Origin of the sequence: Microbacterium sp., from assembly GCF_035277845.1 — a bacterium.
In the GTDB taxonomy this organism is placed as follows: Bacteria; Actinomycetota; Actinomycetes; order Actinomycetales; family Microbacteriaceae; genus Microbacterium.
On sequence record NZ_DATEJS010000318.1, the window covers coordinates 1 to 16,969 of the forward strand.

13 protein-coding genes are annotated in these 16,969 nt (G+C 70.4%); 5 read left to right on the plus strand and 8 right to left on the minus strand.

Annotated elements, in window-relative coordinates; all coding sequences use genetic code 11:
- Positions 1-149: 149 nt before the first annotated feature.
- The 4 genes from VJR25_RS13960 to VJR25_RS13975 all read right to left on the minus strand — a co-directional run bounded on the left by VJR25_RS13960 (position 150) and on the right by VJR25_RS13975 (position 5,973).
- The gene (locus VJR25_RS13960) at positions 150-2,105 is read right to left on the minus strand and encodes an alpha-amylase family glycosyl hydrolase (RefSeq protein WP_324116035.1); all 1,956 of its coding nucleotides are present in this window, start codon (positions 2,103-2,105) and stop codon (positions 150-152) included.
- Positions 2,102-3,025, minus strand: a complete 924-nt coding sequence (locus VJR25_RS13965; RefSeq protein ID WP_414683792.1) for a sugar ABC transporter permease — start codon at positions 3,023-3,025, stop codon at positions 2,102-2,104. The genes VJR25_RS13960 and VJR25_RS13965 overlap by 4 nt, the downstream gene beginning before the upstream one ends.
- A gap of 1 nt (position 3,026) precedes the next feature.
- On the minus strand, positions 3,027-4,652 hold the full coding sequence (locus VJR25_RS13970; RefSeq protein WP_324116037.1) for an ABC transporter permease subunit: 1,626 nt from the start codon (positions 4,650-4,652) through the stop codon (positions 3,027-3,029).
- Positions 4,653-4,719: 67 nt separating this feature from the next.
- Positions 4,720-5,973: a maltose ABC transporter substrate-binding protein gene (locus VJR25_RS13975; protein WP_324116039.1), complete on the minus strand. Its 1,254-nt coding sequence runs from the start codon at positions 5,971-5,973 to the stop codon at positions 4,720-4,722.
- 253 nt (positions 5,974-6,226) lie between these two features.
- On the opposite strand from VJR25_RS13975, the gene VJR25_RS13980 reads away from it, so the two are divergent.
- From VJR25_RS13980 to VJR25_RS13995, 4 genes are all read left to right on the plus strand, one after another.
- Entirely contained in the window at positions 6,227-7,249 is a 1,023-nt protein-coding gene (locus VJR25_RS13980; protein ID WP_324116041.1) for a LacI family DNA-binding transcriptional regulator, read from the plus strand.
- Positions 7,250-7,455: 206 nt separating this feature from the next.
- A complete protein-coding gene (locus VJR25_RS13985; RefSeq protein WP_324116043.1) occupies positions 7,456-12,246 on the plus strand; it encodes an NAD-glutamate dehydrogenase in 4,791 nt (1,596 codons plus the stop codon).
- 348 nt (positions 12,247-12,594) lie between these two features.
- Positions 12,595-13,146 carry a YaeQ family protein gene (locus tag VJR25_RS13990; RefSeq protein ID WP_324116045.1) on the plus strand — a complete coding sequence of 184 codons (552 nt, stop codon included), beginning with the start codon at positions 12,595-12,597 and terminating at the stop codon, positions 13,144-13,146.
- Positions 13,147-13,247: 101 nt separating this feature from the next.
- A complete protein-coding gene (locus VJR25_RS13995) occupies positions 13,248-14,105 on the plus strand; it encodes an aldo/keto reductase (protein ID WP_324116047.1) in 858 nt (285 codons plus the stop codon).
- 25 nt (positions 14,106-14,130) lie between these two features.
- Here the strand turns inward: VJR25_RS13995 and VJR25_RS14000 are convergent, their stop codons facing one another.
- From VJR25_RS14000 to VJR25_RS14015, 4 genes are all read right to left on the minus strand, one after another.
- Positions 14,131-14,559 (minus strand): pyridoxamine 5'-phosphate oxidase family protein, encoded by a 429-nt coding sequence (locus tag VJR25_RS14000; RefSeq protein WP_324116049.1) that lies wholly within the window; start codon positions 14,557-14,559, stop codon positions 14,131-14,133.
- An 88-nt stretch (positions 14,560-14,647) separates the two neighbouring features.
- A complete protein-coding gene (locus VJR25_RS14005; protein WP_324116051.1) occupies positions 14,648-15,133 on the minus strand; it encodes a carboxymuconolactone decarboxylase family protein in 486 nt (161 codons plus the stop codon).
- Between the two features lie 77 nt (positions 15,134-15,210).
- Complete coding sequence (locus VJR25_RS14010) at positions 15,211-15,459, minus strand: SHOCT domain-containing protein (RefSeq protein ID WP_324116060.1); 249 nt, start codon at positions 15,457-15,459, stop codon at positions 15,211-15,213.
- 220 nt (positions 15,460-15,679) lie between these two features.
- Positions 15,680-16,288, minus strand: a complete 609-nt coding sequence (locus tag VJR25_RS14015) for a TetR/AcrR family transcriptional regulator (protein WP_324116053.1) — start codon at positions 16,286-16,288, stop codon at positions 15,680-15,682.
- A gap of 82 nt (positions 16,289-16,370) precedes the next feature.
- On the opposite strand from VJR25_RS14015, the gene VJR25_RS14020 reads away from it, so the two are divergent.
- Positions 16,371-16,969 (plus strand): DUF899 family protein (locus VJR25_RS14020; protein ID WP_324116056.1); only part of this gene is annotated, 599 nt, incomplete at its 3' end.

Consider the following 16,969-nt stretch of genomic DNA (forward strand, 5'->3'; position numbering starts at 1 on the left):
CGGCTCGAGGTGCGGCCGATGGCGGCGATGTGCGTGGAGTGCACGGCCGCCACCGGCGGGTGATCTGGGGAGTTGCGTTTCGTCTCGCTCGCTGCGCTCGCTCGCTCAACGACCGGGGGGACTCGGGGAAGGTGAGGGGGCTCGCTCGCTCAACGACCGGCGGGGTGGGGGAGGCCGGGCATCCGGACGGCGGCGAACTGCGGGGCTGAGACGGCGAGGCGGACCCAGAGTTCGTCGCCGCCGTCGGCTGCTTCGGTCTCGAGCTCGAGGGCGCCGAACACGAGGTGGGCGCTCTCCCAGCCGGCGGCGGCGTCGTACGGAAGGCGCACCTCGGCGGCGGCGCGGGATGCGACGACCAGCAGGGATTCGGTGGCCGACTCGCGGATGAACACCAGGATGTCGTCGCCCACGTGCAGCCAGCGGAAGCCGCCGTCGCTGAGCGCCGGATGGTCGCGGCGCAGCCGGATCAGCCGGCGGTAGAGCTCCTGCGCCGCCTGGGCATCGGCCGCGGTGACTCCGGTCGCGGGGTCGATCCGGGGGTCGTCGGGCGCGGCGTCGAGCAGGTGCCAGGGCAGCGGCGTGCGCGAGGCCTCGCCGTCGACGGCGGTGAGCCCGAACTCGTCGCCCGCCCAGATCATCGGGATGCCGGGCATCGTCACCGACAGGCCGAGCGCCACCGGAACGGCACCGGGCCGGGCGTGCGTGCGGAACCGCGCGACGTCGTGGGTGTCGAGCGCATTCAGGTTGCCGAGCCGCACCCGCCACGGGAACGCCGCCGCGAACCGGGTGTGCGCCTCCACCAGCTCCCGCCCGGTCTGGCACGGGATGGCGGTCACCGGCTGGCCGAAGAACATCTCCGCCGGGGCGGGCTCGGACAGCCAGCTCCACACCGGGCGCGTGAAGTTGGCGTACGTCATGGCGCCGTGCCAGGCATCCCCCTGGAAATCCGGTGCGGCATCGCTCGTCGACTCCGCCAGCAGGATCGTGTCGGGGTTCACCTCGGTCATCGTGCGGCGCACGGCACGGCGCACGTCGGCGTTGAAGTCGTCACCGCGGTAGCGGCCCGTCATGTTCGCCACGTCGATGCGCCAGCCGTCCAGCGAGAACGGCGGCTGCAACCAGCGGCCGACGACCGAGTCGGGCCCCTCGACGAACCGGCGGCGCAGCTCGGCCGATGCCCAGTTGAACTTCGGCAGCGTGGGCGCGTCGAGCCACGACACGTACTCGGTGTGCTCGTCGTTCAGCCAGTAGAAGAACTCGGCCTCCGGGGCATCCGGATCGCCGTACGCCGACCGGAACCACTCGTGGGCGTCGCCGCAGTGGTTCGTGGTGAGGTCGCCGATCACGCGGAGTCCGCGGGCGTGCGCCGCGGCCGTGAACCGCGCCAGCGCCTCGTCGCCGCCGAGCAGCGGGTCGACGTGATCGAACGTCGTCGCGTCGTAGCGATGGTTCGACCGGCCCGGGAAGAACGGCGTCAGATAGACGAGCGTGACGCCCAGCTCGACGAGGTGGTCGAGGTGCTCGATCGCGCCGTCGAGATCGCCGCCGTACAGCTGGCACCCCCGCCCGGGCGGCACGTCGTCCACCGGGTCGGTCCAGTGCGCGGGAATCGCCCAGTCCGGGATGCGGCGGGCATCCGCCGCGCCCGATCGCGCGAACCGGTCCGGGAACACCTGGTACAGCACGCTCGAGCGCACCCACTCCGGCGGCGGGTCGGAGGCCAGCAGCCGGAAGTCGTCGACGTCCGGGGTCTCGGTGCGCGAGAGCCCGGCGGCGTTCAGCCATACGCGGGAGCCGTCGCCCCGCGTGATCACGAAGCGGTAGCCGACGACCGGGTTCTCGACGCACAGCGGCGCCTCCCACCACTCCCAGGCATCCGCCTGCTCCGGCGCGCAGGTCAGCCGGCGGGCTGCGGAGAAACGCGGCTCCCCGTCGGGATGGGAGCGGGCGTGCACGGCCGCGACGGGGCCGAAGGCCCGCGGCATCCGCACCCGCACCCGCACCACGTCGCCCAGGCGCGGCGACCCGTCGGACACGTGCAGCGCCGACCCGTCGTGGTGCGGCAGCGCCGACCCGAACCCCACGGGGAGGGATGCCGGCGTCACTTGACGCTGCCCGCGGTCAGGCCGCCGACGATGTAGCGCTGCAGGAACAGGAACAGCGCGACGACGGGGATGGCCGCGAGCACGGCGCCGGCGGCGAACAGCCCCCAGTTCTGCGAGAACTGCTGCGACACGAACTGGTACAGCCCCACCGCGAGGGTCTGCTTCTGCGGCGAGATCAGCACGGTGCTGGCGAGGGCGTACTCGCTGGTGGTGCCGACGAACGACAGCAGGCCGACGACGGCGAGGATCGGCGCCACGAGACGCAGGATGATCGTGAAGAACACGCGGGCGTGGCCTGCGCCGTCGATCTTCGCCGCCTCGTCGAGCGCGACCGGCACCGTGTTGAAGAACCCGTACATGAGGTACGTGTTCACCCCGAGCGCCCCGCCGAGGTACACCATGATGAGGCCGAGCTGACTGTCGAGGCCCAGCGCGGGGAAGATGTTCCCGATGCCCGACAGCAGCAGGAAGATCGCGACGATCGCGAGCAGCTGCGGGAACATCTGGACCAGCAGCAGAGTGAGCAGGCCGAAGCGCCGCCCGGTGAACCGCATGCGCGAGAACGCGTACGCGGCGAGGGCGCTGAGGAACACGGTGCAGATCGCCGTCGTCAGCCCGATGAACAGCGTGTTGCCGTACCAGGCGGCGTACGGCTGCTGCGGCAGCCGGAACAGGTTCACGTAGTTCGAGAAGTCCACCGACGCGAACAGCGAGTTCGACGACAGCAGCGTCCCGTTCGTGCTCAGCGACGCCGACACGACGTACAGGATCGGGAACACGGAGAAGACGAGCATCACGACCCCGATGAGGTGACGCCATCCGGTCGCGCCGAACCACCGGCCGAAACTCCGGCGCCGGGGCGCGGTCGGGGCGGGGATCGCCTCCGCCGCATCCGTCTTGAGCGAATCGATGTCGGTCACGTCAGTTCAGCTCCTCGAGTGCCTTGGTCTGCCGGAAGCCGATCGCCGAGATCACGCCGACGATCACGAAGATGATGATCGAGAACGCGCTCGCCAGGCCGTAGTCGCGGTTGGCGCCGACGAAGGCGATCTTGTAGACCATCGAGATCAGGATGTCGGTGCTTCCCACGTTGATGGCCGCGTTGGGATCGGTCGGGCCGCCCCCGGTCAGCATGTAGATCAGGTTGAAGTTGTTGAAGTTGTAGGCGAACGACGAGATCAGCAGCGGCGCGATCGACACCAGCAGCAGTGGGAACTTGATGAGCCGGAACGTGGCCCACGGGCCCGCGCCGTCCATGCGCGCCGCCTCCTGCAGCTCGTCGGGGATCGACTGCAGCGCCCCGGTGCACACCAGGAACATGTACGGGAAGCCGAGCCACAGGTTCACCCCGATGACGCTCACCTTCGCGAGCAGCGGGTCGGTCAGCCACGGGATGTTCGCGCCGCCGAAGAGCACCTGGTTGATGAACCCGAACTGCGGGTTCAGCATCCCGGCCCAGACGAGCGCGGAGAGGAAGCCGGGGAACGCGTACGGCAGGATCATCGCCGCGCGGTACCACTTGCGTCCGCGCATCCGGGCGTCGTTGAACACCACCGCCAGGAACAGGCCGAGCACGAAGGTGGTCGCCACCGACAGGAACGCGAACACGAACGTCCAGAGCGTCACCCCGAAGAGCGGCCCGCGGATCGCCTGGTCGGTGAACGCGCGCACGAAGTTCGAGAAGCCCACGTTGATCTGCCAGCCGGGCAGCAGCTGCGAGCCGTTCGGCGCGGTGAACGCGCCCTTGCCGGTGTCGGAGTAGACCACGCCCGTCTTCGTGTCGGTCATCGTGCCGGCAGCGGCGTCGTACGTCAGGGTCGACGTGTAGACGAACGCCTTCGTTCCGTCCGGCGTCTTCAGCGTGCCGCTCGACGGGTTCGAGCCCATCGGCACGGCGAGGCCCGTGATGTCGGCCTGGCGGTCGAGCATCTCGGAGAGGTTCAGGGTGCGGTAGCCGGGCACGGCGTCGAACTGCCCGGTGGCATCCTTCGTCGCATCCGAGATCGGATGCAGCGGGGTGTGCGCGTCGCCGATCTCGGCCTCGCCGCTCGGGGTCGTCACGAGGAAGGCGAGCTGGCCGTTGCGGTCGAGCACGGCCAGCGGGTACTCGGGCGAGTGCGGTGCGCGCGTCTGGGCGCCCTCGAGGAGGGCCGCGACGGCGTCGTCCTTCGTGGCGATGTGCCCCGAGCCGTAGTTGGTGAAGGCGACGTAGCCCGAGTAGACGACGGCGAAGATCTGGAACACCAGCAGGAAGATGAGGCCCGGGGTGAGGTACTTGCCGGGCAGGCCCTGCTTGCGGAAGTAGATCCAGTTGATGACGCCCGTGGCCGCCAGCACGATGGCGAACACCACCCAGCTGCCGGCGGCGGCGAGCGTGAACAGGGCGTACAGCCCGAGCGCGTCGATCAGTCCGAGCAGGACGATCTTGAGGAGCAGGACGCCGATGCCGGCCGAGGCGGCCTCCGCGATCCGCGCAGCGCGCTTGCTGCGGACGGCGGATCGGCGCTGTTCGGGGCTCTGGGTCGGCGGGGGTGCGGTGAGGGTCATAGCGATGGTCCTGACGATCCGCGAGCGGCCGCACCCACCCGGTGGCGGGTGCGGCCGCTCGGCTCGGTCACTTCTGCTTGTCGATCGCCGACTGGATGTCGGAGGTCATCTTGGTCCAGGTCGCGGCCGGATCGGCCTTCTGCCCGATGATCGCGGCCTCCGCGACACCCCAGTACTGCCAGACCGCGGCCATGGCGGGCACGTTCGGCATCGGGGCGCCCTGGGCGCTGACCTTCTCGAAGCCCTGCATGATCGGGTCGCTGGCGACCTTGTCGAACGCGGTCGTCAGAGCCGGCGGGCGGCCGCCGGCCTTGTACAGCGCCTCCTGCACGGCATCGGTGCCGATGTAGTTGGTCAGGAAGTCGTTCGCGGCGAGCTTGTTGGCGGTCTTCGCGCTCAGGAAGAAGCCCTGCACCCCGACGAACGGCGAGCTCTGCTTGCCGCCCGCGGACGGGATCGGGTCGACGGCGACCTTGATGCCGGCCTTCTGCATCGCCGGGATGTTCCACGGGCCGGTGATCATGAACGGCGACTGGCCCTGGTCGAACTTCTCGATCGCGATGTCGCCGGTCATCGACAGGCTGAGCGCGCCCGTGGAGCCCTGCTGGCGCAGCCACTTCGCGAAGGTGACGCCGTCGGCGCCGCCGATCGTCAGCTTGCTCGCGTCGTAGCTGCCGTCCGCGTTCTGCGCGAACACGGGGGCGCCGAACGAGGACTGCAGCGGATACAGGTGGTACGGGTCGGACTGCGGACCGACCTGCACGATGTAGGGGTACTTGGTTCCCGCCGCCTTGCCCGCCGCGATCATGTCGTCCCACGTCTTCGGGGCGGTGGGGGCGAGCTTGGTGTTGCGCACCAGCGCGATGTTCTCGATCGAGTAGGGCAGCGCGTACACCTGGCCCTTGAAGTTGAAGGCGTCGAGCGCGACCTTCTCGTACTTGCTCGCGCTGTCGCCGAGCTCGACGGGCTGGATGACGCCGTCGGTGGCGAGCTGGCCGGTCCAGTCGTTGGCGCCGACCGCGATGTCGGGGCCCTTGCCGGTGGGGATCTGCGTCTCGAGATCCTGCTCCAGCTTGCCGAAGTCCTTCTGCACCAGGTTGACCTTGACGCCCGACTTCTTGGTGAACTCGGCGGCGATGTCCTTCAGCGCGGAGACGCGCGACGCGTCGACCCAGACGGTGAGCGTCTTCGAGCCGGATGCCGCGTCGTTCGCGGACTTGTTCGCCGAGGCGGAGCCGGAGCATCCGGCGAGAGTCGTCGCGGTGATCGCGGCGAGGGCGACGGCTGCTGCGCTGAGTGCCATCCGTTTGGTCACCGTCATCGGTGTGCCTTTCTGTTTCTGGGAGGGGGAGCCGGCGTCCACAGCACAGAAGGCGGGGAGGCCGTTCTCCCGGGATGCAAGCGCTTCCATCTATAGCAAACGCTTGCAGATTTTCCAAGGCGAGATTTGGCGCGACGGCGTGTTACCGCGAAATCACGGCACTGTTTGAGGTACGGAGACTGGAAGCGCTTGCAGGATGCTGCCGCCGGTACCATGTCGGCAGGACCGAATCGGGATGGTCGGGAGCTGGGGAATGACGGGGATCGAAGAAGTCGCGCAGCGGGCAGGTGTGTCCACCGCGACCGTCTCCCGCGCCCTGAGCGGCAACGGCCCGGTCTCCGAAGCGACCCGCGAGCGCGTGCAGGCCGCGGCCACCGAGCTCGGCTACGTGGTGTCGTCGAACGCCTCGAGCCTGGCCTCCGGGCGCACCCGCAACGTGGGCGTCGTCGTGCCGTTCCTGTCGCGCTGGTACTTCTCGTCGGTGGTCGAGGGAGCCGAGGCGGCCCTGCTGCGCAAGGGCTACGACCTCACGCTCTACAACCTGAGCGGTGGCGCCGAGTCACGGCGCAGCGTGTTCGAGCACTTCCTGCTGCGCAAGCGCGTGGATGCCGTCATCGCCGTCGCGCTGGAGCTCGCCGACGACGAAGTGAGCCGGCTGCTGGCCCTGCACAAGCCGATCGTCGGAATCGGCGGACCCATCCGCGGCGTGCGCACGCTCACGCTCGACGACCAGGGGGTGGCGAGGCTCGCCACCGAGCACCTCATCGCGCTGGGGCACACGCTGATCGCCCACGTGGGGGCATCCACCGAGTTCGACCTCGACTTCCACCTCGCCTCGACGCGGCGGCGCGGCTTCGAGCACGCCATGCACGACGCCGGACTGGCCCTGCGCGACGACCTGTACCAGCCCGCCGACTTCACGATCAACGGCGGCTACCAGGCGGGCAAACAGCTGCTCGGCCGCCCGTTCGACCGGCCGACCGCGATCTTCGCCGCGTCCGACGAGATGGCGATCGGATGCCTGCTCGCCGCCCGGGATCTCGGGCTGTCCGTTCCGCACGACGTCTCGATCGTCGGCGTCGACGACCACGAGCTGGCCGATTTCTTCGGACTCACGACCGTCGCGCAGTTCCCCCAGCAGCAGGGCGAGCGCGCCGTCGACGTGCTGATGGGCGAGCTGAGCCCGGATGCCGCTTCCGAGTCGCTCACCACCGACCTGCCCTACCGCCTCATCGTGCGCTCCAGCACCGCCCGCGCGCATCCCCCCGGTCGTTGAGCGAGCGCATGGGCCCACGCGCCCGGAGGCTCCGCGCGACGCGCCAGCGGCGCGTGGAGGGGGCGTGGGGAGAGCCGAAACGCAGTCCACCCCCACCCCCACCCCCCGCCTCGCGCGCCCGGGGCGCGGAAACCGGGCCAGGTGAATAGGCTCGGAGGGGAGGCCGACGGCATCCCGCGCCACCGCTGGATTGGACGACGAGGTTCATGGGCAACACAATCGGATCCACTGCACTTCACGACGCGATCGACACGCTCGAGCCCGACCTGAAGGCCGGGCTGACTCAGCTCATCGGCGGGCTCGATCCCGAGGATCTCGCGGAACGCGAACCGCGCGACATCGTCGGCGCCGCACTGTCGATGCGCACCCTGGCCGCGCAGCGCGACCGCAAGCAGACGCGGGTCGAGGTGTTCACCCCGACCCTCAGCGAGCACGGCTGGAGCTCGCGGCGCACCATCGTCAACATCTGCACCGACGACGCCCCGTTCCTCGTCGACTCGGTGATCGCCGCGATCGCCCGGCAGGGGCTCGCCGTGCACCTGCTCGTGCACCCGATCGTCGAGGTGCGCCGCGGCGACGACGGCGAGCTGCTCGAGATGGGGGTGCACGGCGGCGAGCTCGAGTCGTGGATCCACCTCGAGGTCGACCGGGTGCCCACCGACGAGGGCCGCACCGAACTCGAACAGCGCCTGGTCGACGTGCTCGGCGACGTGCACGCGGCCGTCGACGACTGGCAGGCCATGCGCCGCGCCTGCCTCGACCTCGTCACCGACCTGCGCACCGCGCCGCCGCGCACCGCGGATCCCGCCACCGTCCGCCCCGCCATCGACTTCCTCGGCTGGCTCGCCGACGACAACTTCACCTTCCTCGGCTACCGGGAGTACACGCTCGAGACCGACGTGAACGGCGACGACGTGCTGGTGCCGATGCCGCACACGGGCCTCGGCATCCTGCGCAAGCCCACCACCGCGGTCGCGACGCTCCGGCCCGAGGCGCAGCGCACCGCGCGCGAGCCGCGCCTGCTCACGATCACCAAGGCGAACTCGCGCGCCACCGTGCACCGCGACGTCTACCTCGACTACATCGGGGCGCGCACCTTCGACGCCGACGGCAACGTGATCGGCGAACGGCGCTTCCTCGGCATGTTCACCTCCGGCGCGTACGCCGCCTCGGTGCTGACGCTGCCGATCGTGTCCACCAAGGTGCACGCGGTGCTCGAGGCATCCGGCTTCTCGCCCATGTCGCACTCCGGCAAAGACCTGCTGCAGGTGCTCGAGCAGTACCCGCGCGACGAGCTGTTCCAGGACTCCTCCGAGCACCTGCTCGAGGTCGCCAGCGAGGTGAGCCGCCTGCGCGAACGGCGCCGCACCCGCATGTTCCTGCGCCGCGACGAGTTCGGGCGCTTCGTGTCCGCCCTCGTCTACCTGCCGAAGGACCGCTACAACACCGCCGTGCGCCTCAGCATCGAGAATCTGCTGCGCTCGGTGTTCCGCGCCGAGAGCGTCGACCACGCCACCTGGGTGGGCGAGGCGCCGCTCGCCCAGCTGCACTTCGTGGTGCGCGTGCCGCGCGGCACCTCGCTGCCCGAGATCGACGAGGCCGAGCTGCAGGCGCAGCTGATGGATGCCGTGCGCGGCTGGGACGAGGGCCTGGTCGACGAGCTGCACCAGACCTACGGCGAAGACGAGACCGCACGCCTGCTGGCCCAGTACGGCGCCGCGTTCCCCCTGGCCTACAAGGAGTCGGTGCGGCCGGACGAGGCCCTCGACGACATCGCGCTGCTCGAGGGCCTCGACGAGCGGGAGTTCGCCGTGCACCTCAACGTGCCGGAGCGCGACGAGCCCGCCAAGCGCGTGCTCACCGTCATCTCGCACCGCGAGTACCCGCTCACCCAGGTGCTGCCGATCCTCACCGACCTCGGCGCCGACGTCGTCGACGAGCGGCCCTACATCCTCACGCTTCCGAACGGCCAGGTGCGGTACATCTCCGACTTCGGCCTCGTGGTGCCGGGAGTCGACCCGGAGAGCGCCGCGCGCTGGGCCGACCCCGCCTGGGCGCACGACTTCGAGCAGGCGTTCGCGGCATCCTGGACCGGCGCGGCCGAGAGCGACCGCCTCAATTCCCTGGTGCTGCTCGGCGGCCTCGACTGGCGCCGCATCGTCATCCTCCGCGCGATCGCGATGTACCTGCGGCAGATCGGCTCCGCGTTCTCGGTGGAGTACCTCGAGCAGGCGCTCGTCGCGCACCCCGCGCTCGCCCGCGACCTCGTGCACCTGTTCGAGCTGCGCTTCGACCCCGCCGTCGCCGGCGACCGGACCGCCCAGGGGGATGCCGCCGAAGCCGACCTGCTGCGCGCCCTCGACGACGTCTCGAGCCTCGACGACGACCGCATCCTGCGCTCGTTCATCGGGGTGATCGGCGCCACCTGGCGCACGAACTTCTACCAGCCGGCCGCCGACGGGTCGCCGAAGCCGTGGGTGTCGATGAAGCTCGACTGCTCCCGGGTGCCGGGCCTGCCCAAGCCCCACCCGATGGCCGAGATCTGGGTCTACTCGCCCGAGGTGGAGGGGGTGCACCTGCGCTTCGGCAAGGTCGCCCGCGGGGGCCTGCGCTGGAGCGACCGCCGCGAGGACTTCCGCACCGAGATCCTCGGGCTCGTGAAGGCGCAGATGGTGAAGAACGCGGTCATCGTGCCGACAGGGTCCAAGGGCGGGTTCTTCGCGAAGCGGCTGCCGCCGGCGAGCGACCGCGCCGCGTGGCTCGAGGGCGGCAAGGCCGCGTACCGCACCTTCATCCGGGGACTGCTCGACCTCACCGACAACCGCGAGGGGTCCGACATCGTGCCGCCCCCGCACGTGGTGCGGCACGACGGCGACGACTCGTACCTCGTGGTCGCGGCCGACAAGGGCACCGCGACGTTCTCCGACATCGCCAACGCCATCTCGGCCGAGTACGGCTTCTGGCTCGACGACGCGTTCGCGTCCGGCGGCTCGGCCGGCTACGACCACAAGGGCATGGGCATCACCGCGCGCGGCGCGTGGGAGTCGGTCAAGCGGCACTTCCGCGAGCTCGGCCTCGACACCCAGTCCCAGGACTTCACCGTGGTCGGCGTCGGCGACATGTCCGGCGACGTGTTCGGCAACGGGATGCTGCGCTCCCCGCACATCCGGCTGGTGGCCGCGTTCGACCACCGGCACGTGTTCGTCGACCCGCATCCGGATGCCGCGGCATCCTTCGCGGAACGGCAGCGCCTGTTCGACCTGCCCGGCTCGTCCTGGGACGACTACGACCGCTCGCTGATCTCGCCCGGCGGCGGGGTGTTCCCGCTGTCGCTGAAGTCGATCGCGGTGACGCCCGAGATGGCCGAGGCGCTGGGCCTCGACCCCGCCGTCAAGACGCTCACGCCGCTGGAGCTCAAGCGCGCCGTGCTGCTCGCCCCCGTCGACCTCTTCTGGAACGGTGGCATCGGCACCTACATCAAGGCGAGCGACGAGACGGATGCCGAGATCGGGGACCGCGGCAACGACGCGATCCGGGTGAACGGCAACCAGCTGCGGCTGCGGGTGGTCGGCGAGGGCGGCAACCTGGGCGTCAGCCAGCGCGGCCGCATCGAGGCCGCACTGTCGGGCGTCAGCATCAACACCGACGCGATCGACAACTCCGCGGGCGTGGGCACCTCCGACCGCGAGGTGAACATCAAGATCCTGCTCGGCGCCCTCGAGCGCGCCGGCCGGCTCGACCGCGAGGCGCGCAACGCGCTGCTGCACTCGATGACCGACGAGGTCGGCGTGCAGGTGCTGCGCGACAACTACGAGCAGAACGTGCTGCTGGGCAACTCGCGGGCCAACGCCGCCGTCATGCTGCCGGTGCACGAGCGCCTGATGGACCTGCTCGAGCAGCGCGACGAACTCGACCGGGAACTGGAGTTCCTGCCGAGCCCCGTCGAGGTGCAGGCACGTCTCGCCGACGGACGCGGTCTCACCCGGCCCGAGTTCGCGGTGCTCGTCGCCTACGCGAAGCTCGCGCTGAAGACCGATCTCAACTCGAGCGACCTGGCGGACGACCCGTGGTTCGAGAGCACCCTCGCCGAGTACTTCCCGCAGCCGATCCGGGACGCATACGCCGGCGACCTCGACGCGCATCCCCTGCGCACCGAGATCGTGGTCAACTCGGTCGTGAACTCGATGGTGAACCGCGGCGGCATCACGTTCGCCTCCCGGGCGGCCGACGAGACCGGGGCATCCAGCGAGCAGATCGCCCGCGCATACGTCGCGGTGCGCGAGATCTTCGACCTGCGCGGATTCGTCGTCGCGGTCGAGGCCACCGACAACCTCGTGGCGTCCGCGGTCCAGACCGACCTCTACCTCACCTTCCGGCGCCTGCTCGACCGGGCCACCCGCTGGTTCATGCAGCACCGGGCGGAGGGATTCGACATCGGCCGGCAGATCGAGGACTTCCGGCAGCCGGTCGCGTCGCTCTGGGACGACATGGGCCACCTGCTGCTCGGCGGGGACCTGCACCGGTTCGAGGAGCGGATGCGGCAGCTCGAAGAGGCGGGCGTGCCGACCGGCCTCGCCCGGCACAGCGCCGGGGTGCTGGATGCCTTCTCGCTGCTCGACGTCGCCGAGTGCTCGCGGCTGCGGGGCTGGGACATCCGGGAACTCGCCGGCCTGTACTTCGCGCTGTCGGCGCGGCTGCGGTTCGAGGAGATGCTCACGAAGGCGACCGCCCTGCCGCAGAGCGACCGCTGGGGGTCGATGGCGCGCGCCACCATGCGCGACGACCTGTACGCGGTGATCATCGAGCTGACCGCGACGATCGCGCAGCAGACCGAGGCGACCGAGCCGGAGGCCCGCATCGAGGCCTGGCTCGAGCAGGGCGGCTCGTCGGCGCGCCGCGTGCTGGACGAGGCGCTCGCCGCCGCCCACGCGCAGGACGGGTCGGGGCTCGCGACCCTGTCGGTCGCGGTGCGCCGGTTGCGGTCTCTCGTGCGGTGAGCGGCGGCGGGGCGAGGCGTTTCGGCTCTCCCCACGCCCCCTCCACGAGTCGCTGACGCGTCGCGCGGAGCCTCCGGGCGCGTGGGCCCATTCGCTCGCTCAACGACCGGGGGAAGAGAAGGATCCCGTGACCGGGCGCGATCACGGGATCCTGTGGTGACCGCCGAGGGCCGGGAGGACATAGAAAGCCCGGCCCCCAGCGGTGGTCGGTGGGGTTGGGATTCCAGTGCGGGATCCCAACTCGTACGGTAGCGGGATATCCGGATCGGTGTCAATGGTTTTCGTGGAGTACGGGCGCAGCGGCCACAGCGACGGCCCGGTCCGTCGACGCAGGTAGGCTCGGACGCTATGGCCGCAGGCGCAACGATCCACACTTTCGACGTCGAGCTGGCCGATGTGGACCGCGGCGTCTACGAGTCGCTCACGCTGCGGGTGGCGCGGCATCCGTCCGAGACCGACGCGTTCATGATGACCCGCGTGCTCGCGTACTGCCTCGAGTACGAGGAGGGCATCGCGTTCAGCGAGGGCATCTCGGCGACCGAGGAGCCCGCGGTGCTCGTGCGCGACCTGACCGGCGCGATCACCGCGTGGATCGAGGTGGGCGCTCCGGATGCCGCCCGCCTGCACTACGGCAGCAAGCTCGCCGGCCGGGCGACCGTGTACACCCACCGCGACCCGGTGAAGGTGATCGCGCAGTGGGCGGGCAAGCGCATCCACAACGCGGACCGTATCGTGGTGCACAGCTTCGACCCGGGCTTCATCGACGCCGCGACCGGCGCGCTCGAACGTCGCAACACGCTCACGGTCTCGGTGACCGAGCAGCACCTCTACCTGCAGCTGAACGGCACGAGCGCCGAGTCCGACCTCCACACCCACCCCGCCGCCCCCCTCGGTCGTTGAGCGAGCGAAGCGAGCCGAAACGCAGCTCCCCGTCGACCTCGCCCAACGGCACCGGCAGGAGCACACTGGATGCGTCCCGCTTCCGGCGAAGGGAACGCGCCATGGTCACCAGCATCCCGCTCTCCAACGGGCTTCACATGCCGCAGATCGGCCTGGGGGTCTACCTCGTGACCGATGTCGCGGAGTGCGAGGCGAGCGTGAAGGCCGCCCTCGAATCCGGCTACCGGCTCATCGACACCGCGGCGCTGTACCGCAACGAACGCGCGGTCGGTCGCGGCATCCGGGCGTCCGGCGTGCCGCGTGACGAGATCTTCCTCACCACCAAGCTGTGGCCGTCGCAGTACGGGCCGCAGAAGTCTCGCGTCGCGATCGACGAGTGCCTCGACCGCCTCGACAGCGGATACGTCGACCTGCTGCTGCTGCACCAGCCGGTCGGCGACGTGCCGAGCGCCTGGCGTGCGCTGGAGGATGCCGTGGATGCCGGCAAGGTGCGCGCCATCGGGGTGAGCAACTTCCGGGTCGACGACCTCGAGAAGCTGCTGCCGACCGCACGGATCGCGCCCGTGGTCGACCAGGTCGAGCTCCATCCGCACTGGCAGCAGCCCGCGCTGCTGCCGTACCTGCGGCAGCACGGCATCGTGCCCGAGGCCTGGTATCCGCTGGGGCACGGGTCGCGCAAGCTCCTGGGCGAGCCGGCCATCGTGGCCGCGGCGGCCGCGCACGGCATCTCCCCGGTGCAGGTCGTGCTGCGGTGGCATGTGCAGCGCGGGTTCGTGGCGATCCCCAAATCCACGAACCCCGCCCACATCGCGGCGAACCTCGACGTGTTCGACTTCGCTCTCACGGATGCCGAGATGGCGGGGATCGACGCGCTCGGCACCGAGAAGCCGATGTTCCGGATGCCGCGGTGGGTCATGTCGGTGGTCATGCCGATGGCGCGGTCGCGGCCGCTGCCGTAGGGGATGCGGGCTTGGGGCGAGGGCCTCATCCCAAGCCGTACGCCTTCTGCGGGGCGAACTCGTAGACGAGCCGCTTCTCCGCGGACATCCGGGCGAGGAACGCCTCGTCGTCGAGATCCTCTCCGTACCAGGCCAGCGGCCCGGACGGTCGGTTCTGCATGACGCGGAACAGCTCGAGATTCTGTCGCGGGGCATCCGGGCCGTCCAGGATCGTCACGGTCGACTCGATCGTCAGGTACGCGTACGCCTTGTCGAAGACGAACAGCGTGCACCGCGGATCGCGCCGCAGCCGGCCCGTGCGGACCCGGTCGGCCGTACCGCTGCTCCACAGCCGGCCGTCGACGAGGGCGACCCCGACGCGCACCGCCTTCGGCATGCCGTCGGGCGCGATCGTGATCATCGCGGCGGCGTGGTGATCGGTGAGGAATTCGTGCTGGGTGTCGGTCAACTCCATCGGGACCTCCGTCTGGTTGGGGGGATGCTGCGTTTCGGCTCGCTTCGCTCGCTCAACGACCGGGGGAGGGAGCGGGGCAGGGCGGGGGCTACGCCTCGGGCTGGTAGCTGCCGGGCTCCCAGCAGCGGGTGGCGACGCCGATGCGGTTCCAGGCGTTGATCGTGACCAGCAGCGAGATCAGCTGAGCCAGCTCGTCGGGCGCGAACTGCTGGGCGGCGGCGTCGAAGACGTCGGTCGGCACGTGGCCGTCCGTGAGCACGGTGACCGCCTCGGTCAGGGCCAGGGCTGCCTGCTCGCGCGGTGAGAACCAGTCGGTCTCGCGCCAGGCGGGCAGCGCGTCGAGCCGCTGCTGGGTCTCACCGCCCGCGCGGGCATCCTTCGCGTGCATGTCGATGCAGTACGCGCAGCCGTTGATCGTCGACGCGTGCAGCCGCACCAGTTCGCGCAGCGACGGCTCGAGACCGAGGCCGGCGACCGAGTCGAGGCGCGCCATCGCGGCGCTGAACCGCGGGACCAGGGCGTCGAAGTCGAGGCGGGGAGTGCTGTTGAGGCCGGGCGTGGGAGGCGTGATCATGTGGCGATCCTTCGAGTCGAGGGGTGTGAGACCTGTCTACTCCGAGGGTCCGACATCCACACGGAACCCGCCAGGCCTCACGTTCCGTGCTTGAGCACCTCGAGGCGCGCCTTGTATTCGACCTCGTCGATCTCTCCGCGGGCGAAGCGCTGCGCGAGGATCCGCTCGGGATCGTCGCCGAGAAGCGGCGGCCGTCCCGGTGCCCCGTGGTGCCGCGGATCCCGCAGCAGCACCACGAGAAGGGCCGCGATGCCGCCGCAGAACAGCAGCACCACGATGCCGGCGAACACTGCCCCCCAGGCGCCCCAGGCGCCGTATCCGTACATCACGTCGAACTCCTCTGCCGGTTGCCGATGATCCCAGGATCGGCCTCGGCGGGACGTCCGGCAGGGACTTTAGACCCTCGGAACGTGGGGATGCAGGCGATTCGTTCACGCACAAAACTGAACTGCCTCACGGCGAGCCCCGCGCCGCCTTCGGCCCCGCGCCCCTATCTCCCCCGGTCGTTGAGCGAGCGCAGCGAGCCGAAACGCACCTCGCCCTCGTTCAACGACCGGACGCGCCGAGCCCTCGGATCGCGGTGTCGACGACGCGCTCGGCGGCGGCCTGGCGCTCCGCCGCGCTGAGGCGCGCGGCGGGGCCGTGCAGCGCCAGCAGCGCGAACCCGTGCACGGCCGCCCAGCACGGCCACTCGGCACCCACGCGCGCGTCCGGGGGCAGGTCGCCCTCGCGCACCATGGCATCCAGCGCGTCGACGAGTGCGGCGAGAGGCGTCGGCATCCCGGCCTCGCCGGGCAGGACGTTGCTGGTGAAGAACGCGGTCTCGAACCAGCCGGTCTCGCGCAGGGCGAACCCGATGTAGCCGAGGCCGACGGCCCGCAGCCGCTCGCGCCCGGACAGGGCGGCGGTGCCGGCGCGGGATGCCTGCATCCGCTCGGCCATGTCGTCCTGGATGCGCCGGGCGATCGCCTGCAGCAGCTCGTCGCGGTCGGCGAAGTGCCGGTACGCGGCGCTCGGCGACACCCCGGCACGCCGCGTGGCCTCCCGCAGCGAGAGGGCCGCGGGGCCCCCGGCGCGGGTCAGTTCCAGGCCCGCGTCGACCAGCGCGGTGCGCAGATCACCGTGGTGGTAGGTGTCGCGAGCGGGTTGCGGCATCCTGACCCTCCCCAACGCGACGCCGGATGTGTACGATGTCAACATATCGGATGTGAACACCGTAGACATCAAGGAGGATGCCATGACTTCCGCCCTTCCGCCCGTCGTCGACGCCGCGACGTGGCAGCAGCAGCTGGCCGACCTGCGCGTGCGCGAGAAGGCCGCCACCCGCGAACTCGACGCCATCGCCGCGCAGCGTCGCCGCCTGCCGATGGTCGAGCTGCCGCCGTACACGCTCGAAGGCGCCGACGGCCCGATCAGCCTCGCCGACGTCTTCCAGGGCAAGAGCCAGCTCATCACGTACCACCACATGTGGCATGACGGCGCCGAGTGGCAGTGCCCCGGCTGCACCGGGCTGACCACGCAGTACTCGCGGCTCGGATTCCTCGACCAGTACGACGCCCGGTTCGTGATCGTGACCCAGGGCGAGATCGGCGAGGCCCTCGCCTACCGCGCGAAGGTGGGCAACAAGATGGAGTGGTACTCCACGGCGCACAGCCCGTTCGGCGCGGACATGGGTGCACCCCGCAACGGCGGATTCGGCTTCAACGTGTTCCTGCGCGACGGCGACACCGTGTACCGCACCTGGCACACGAACGGCCGAGGCGTCGAGCAGCTCGCGCACAACTTCGGGCTCGTCGACGTGCTGCCGTACGGCCGGCAGGAGGAGTGGCAGGACGT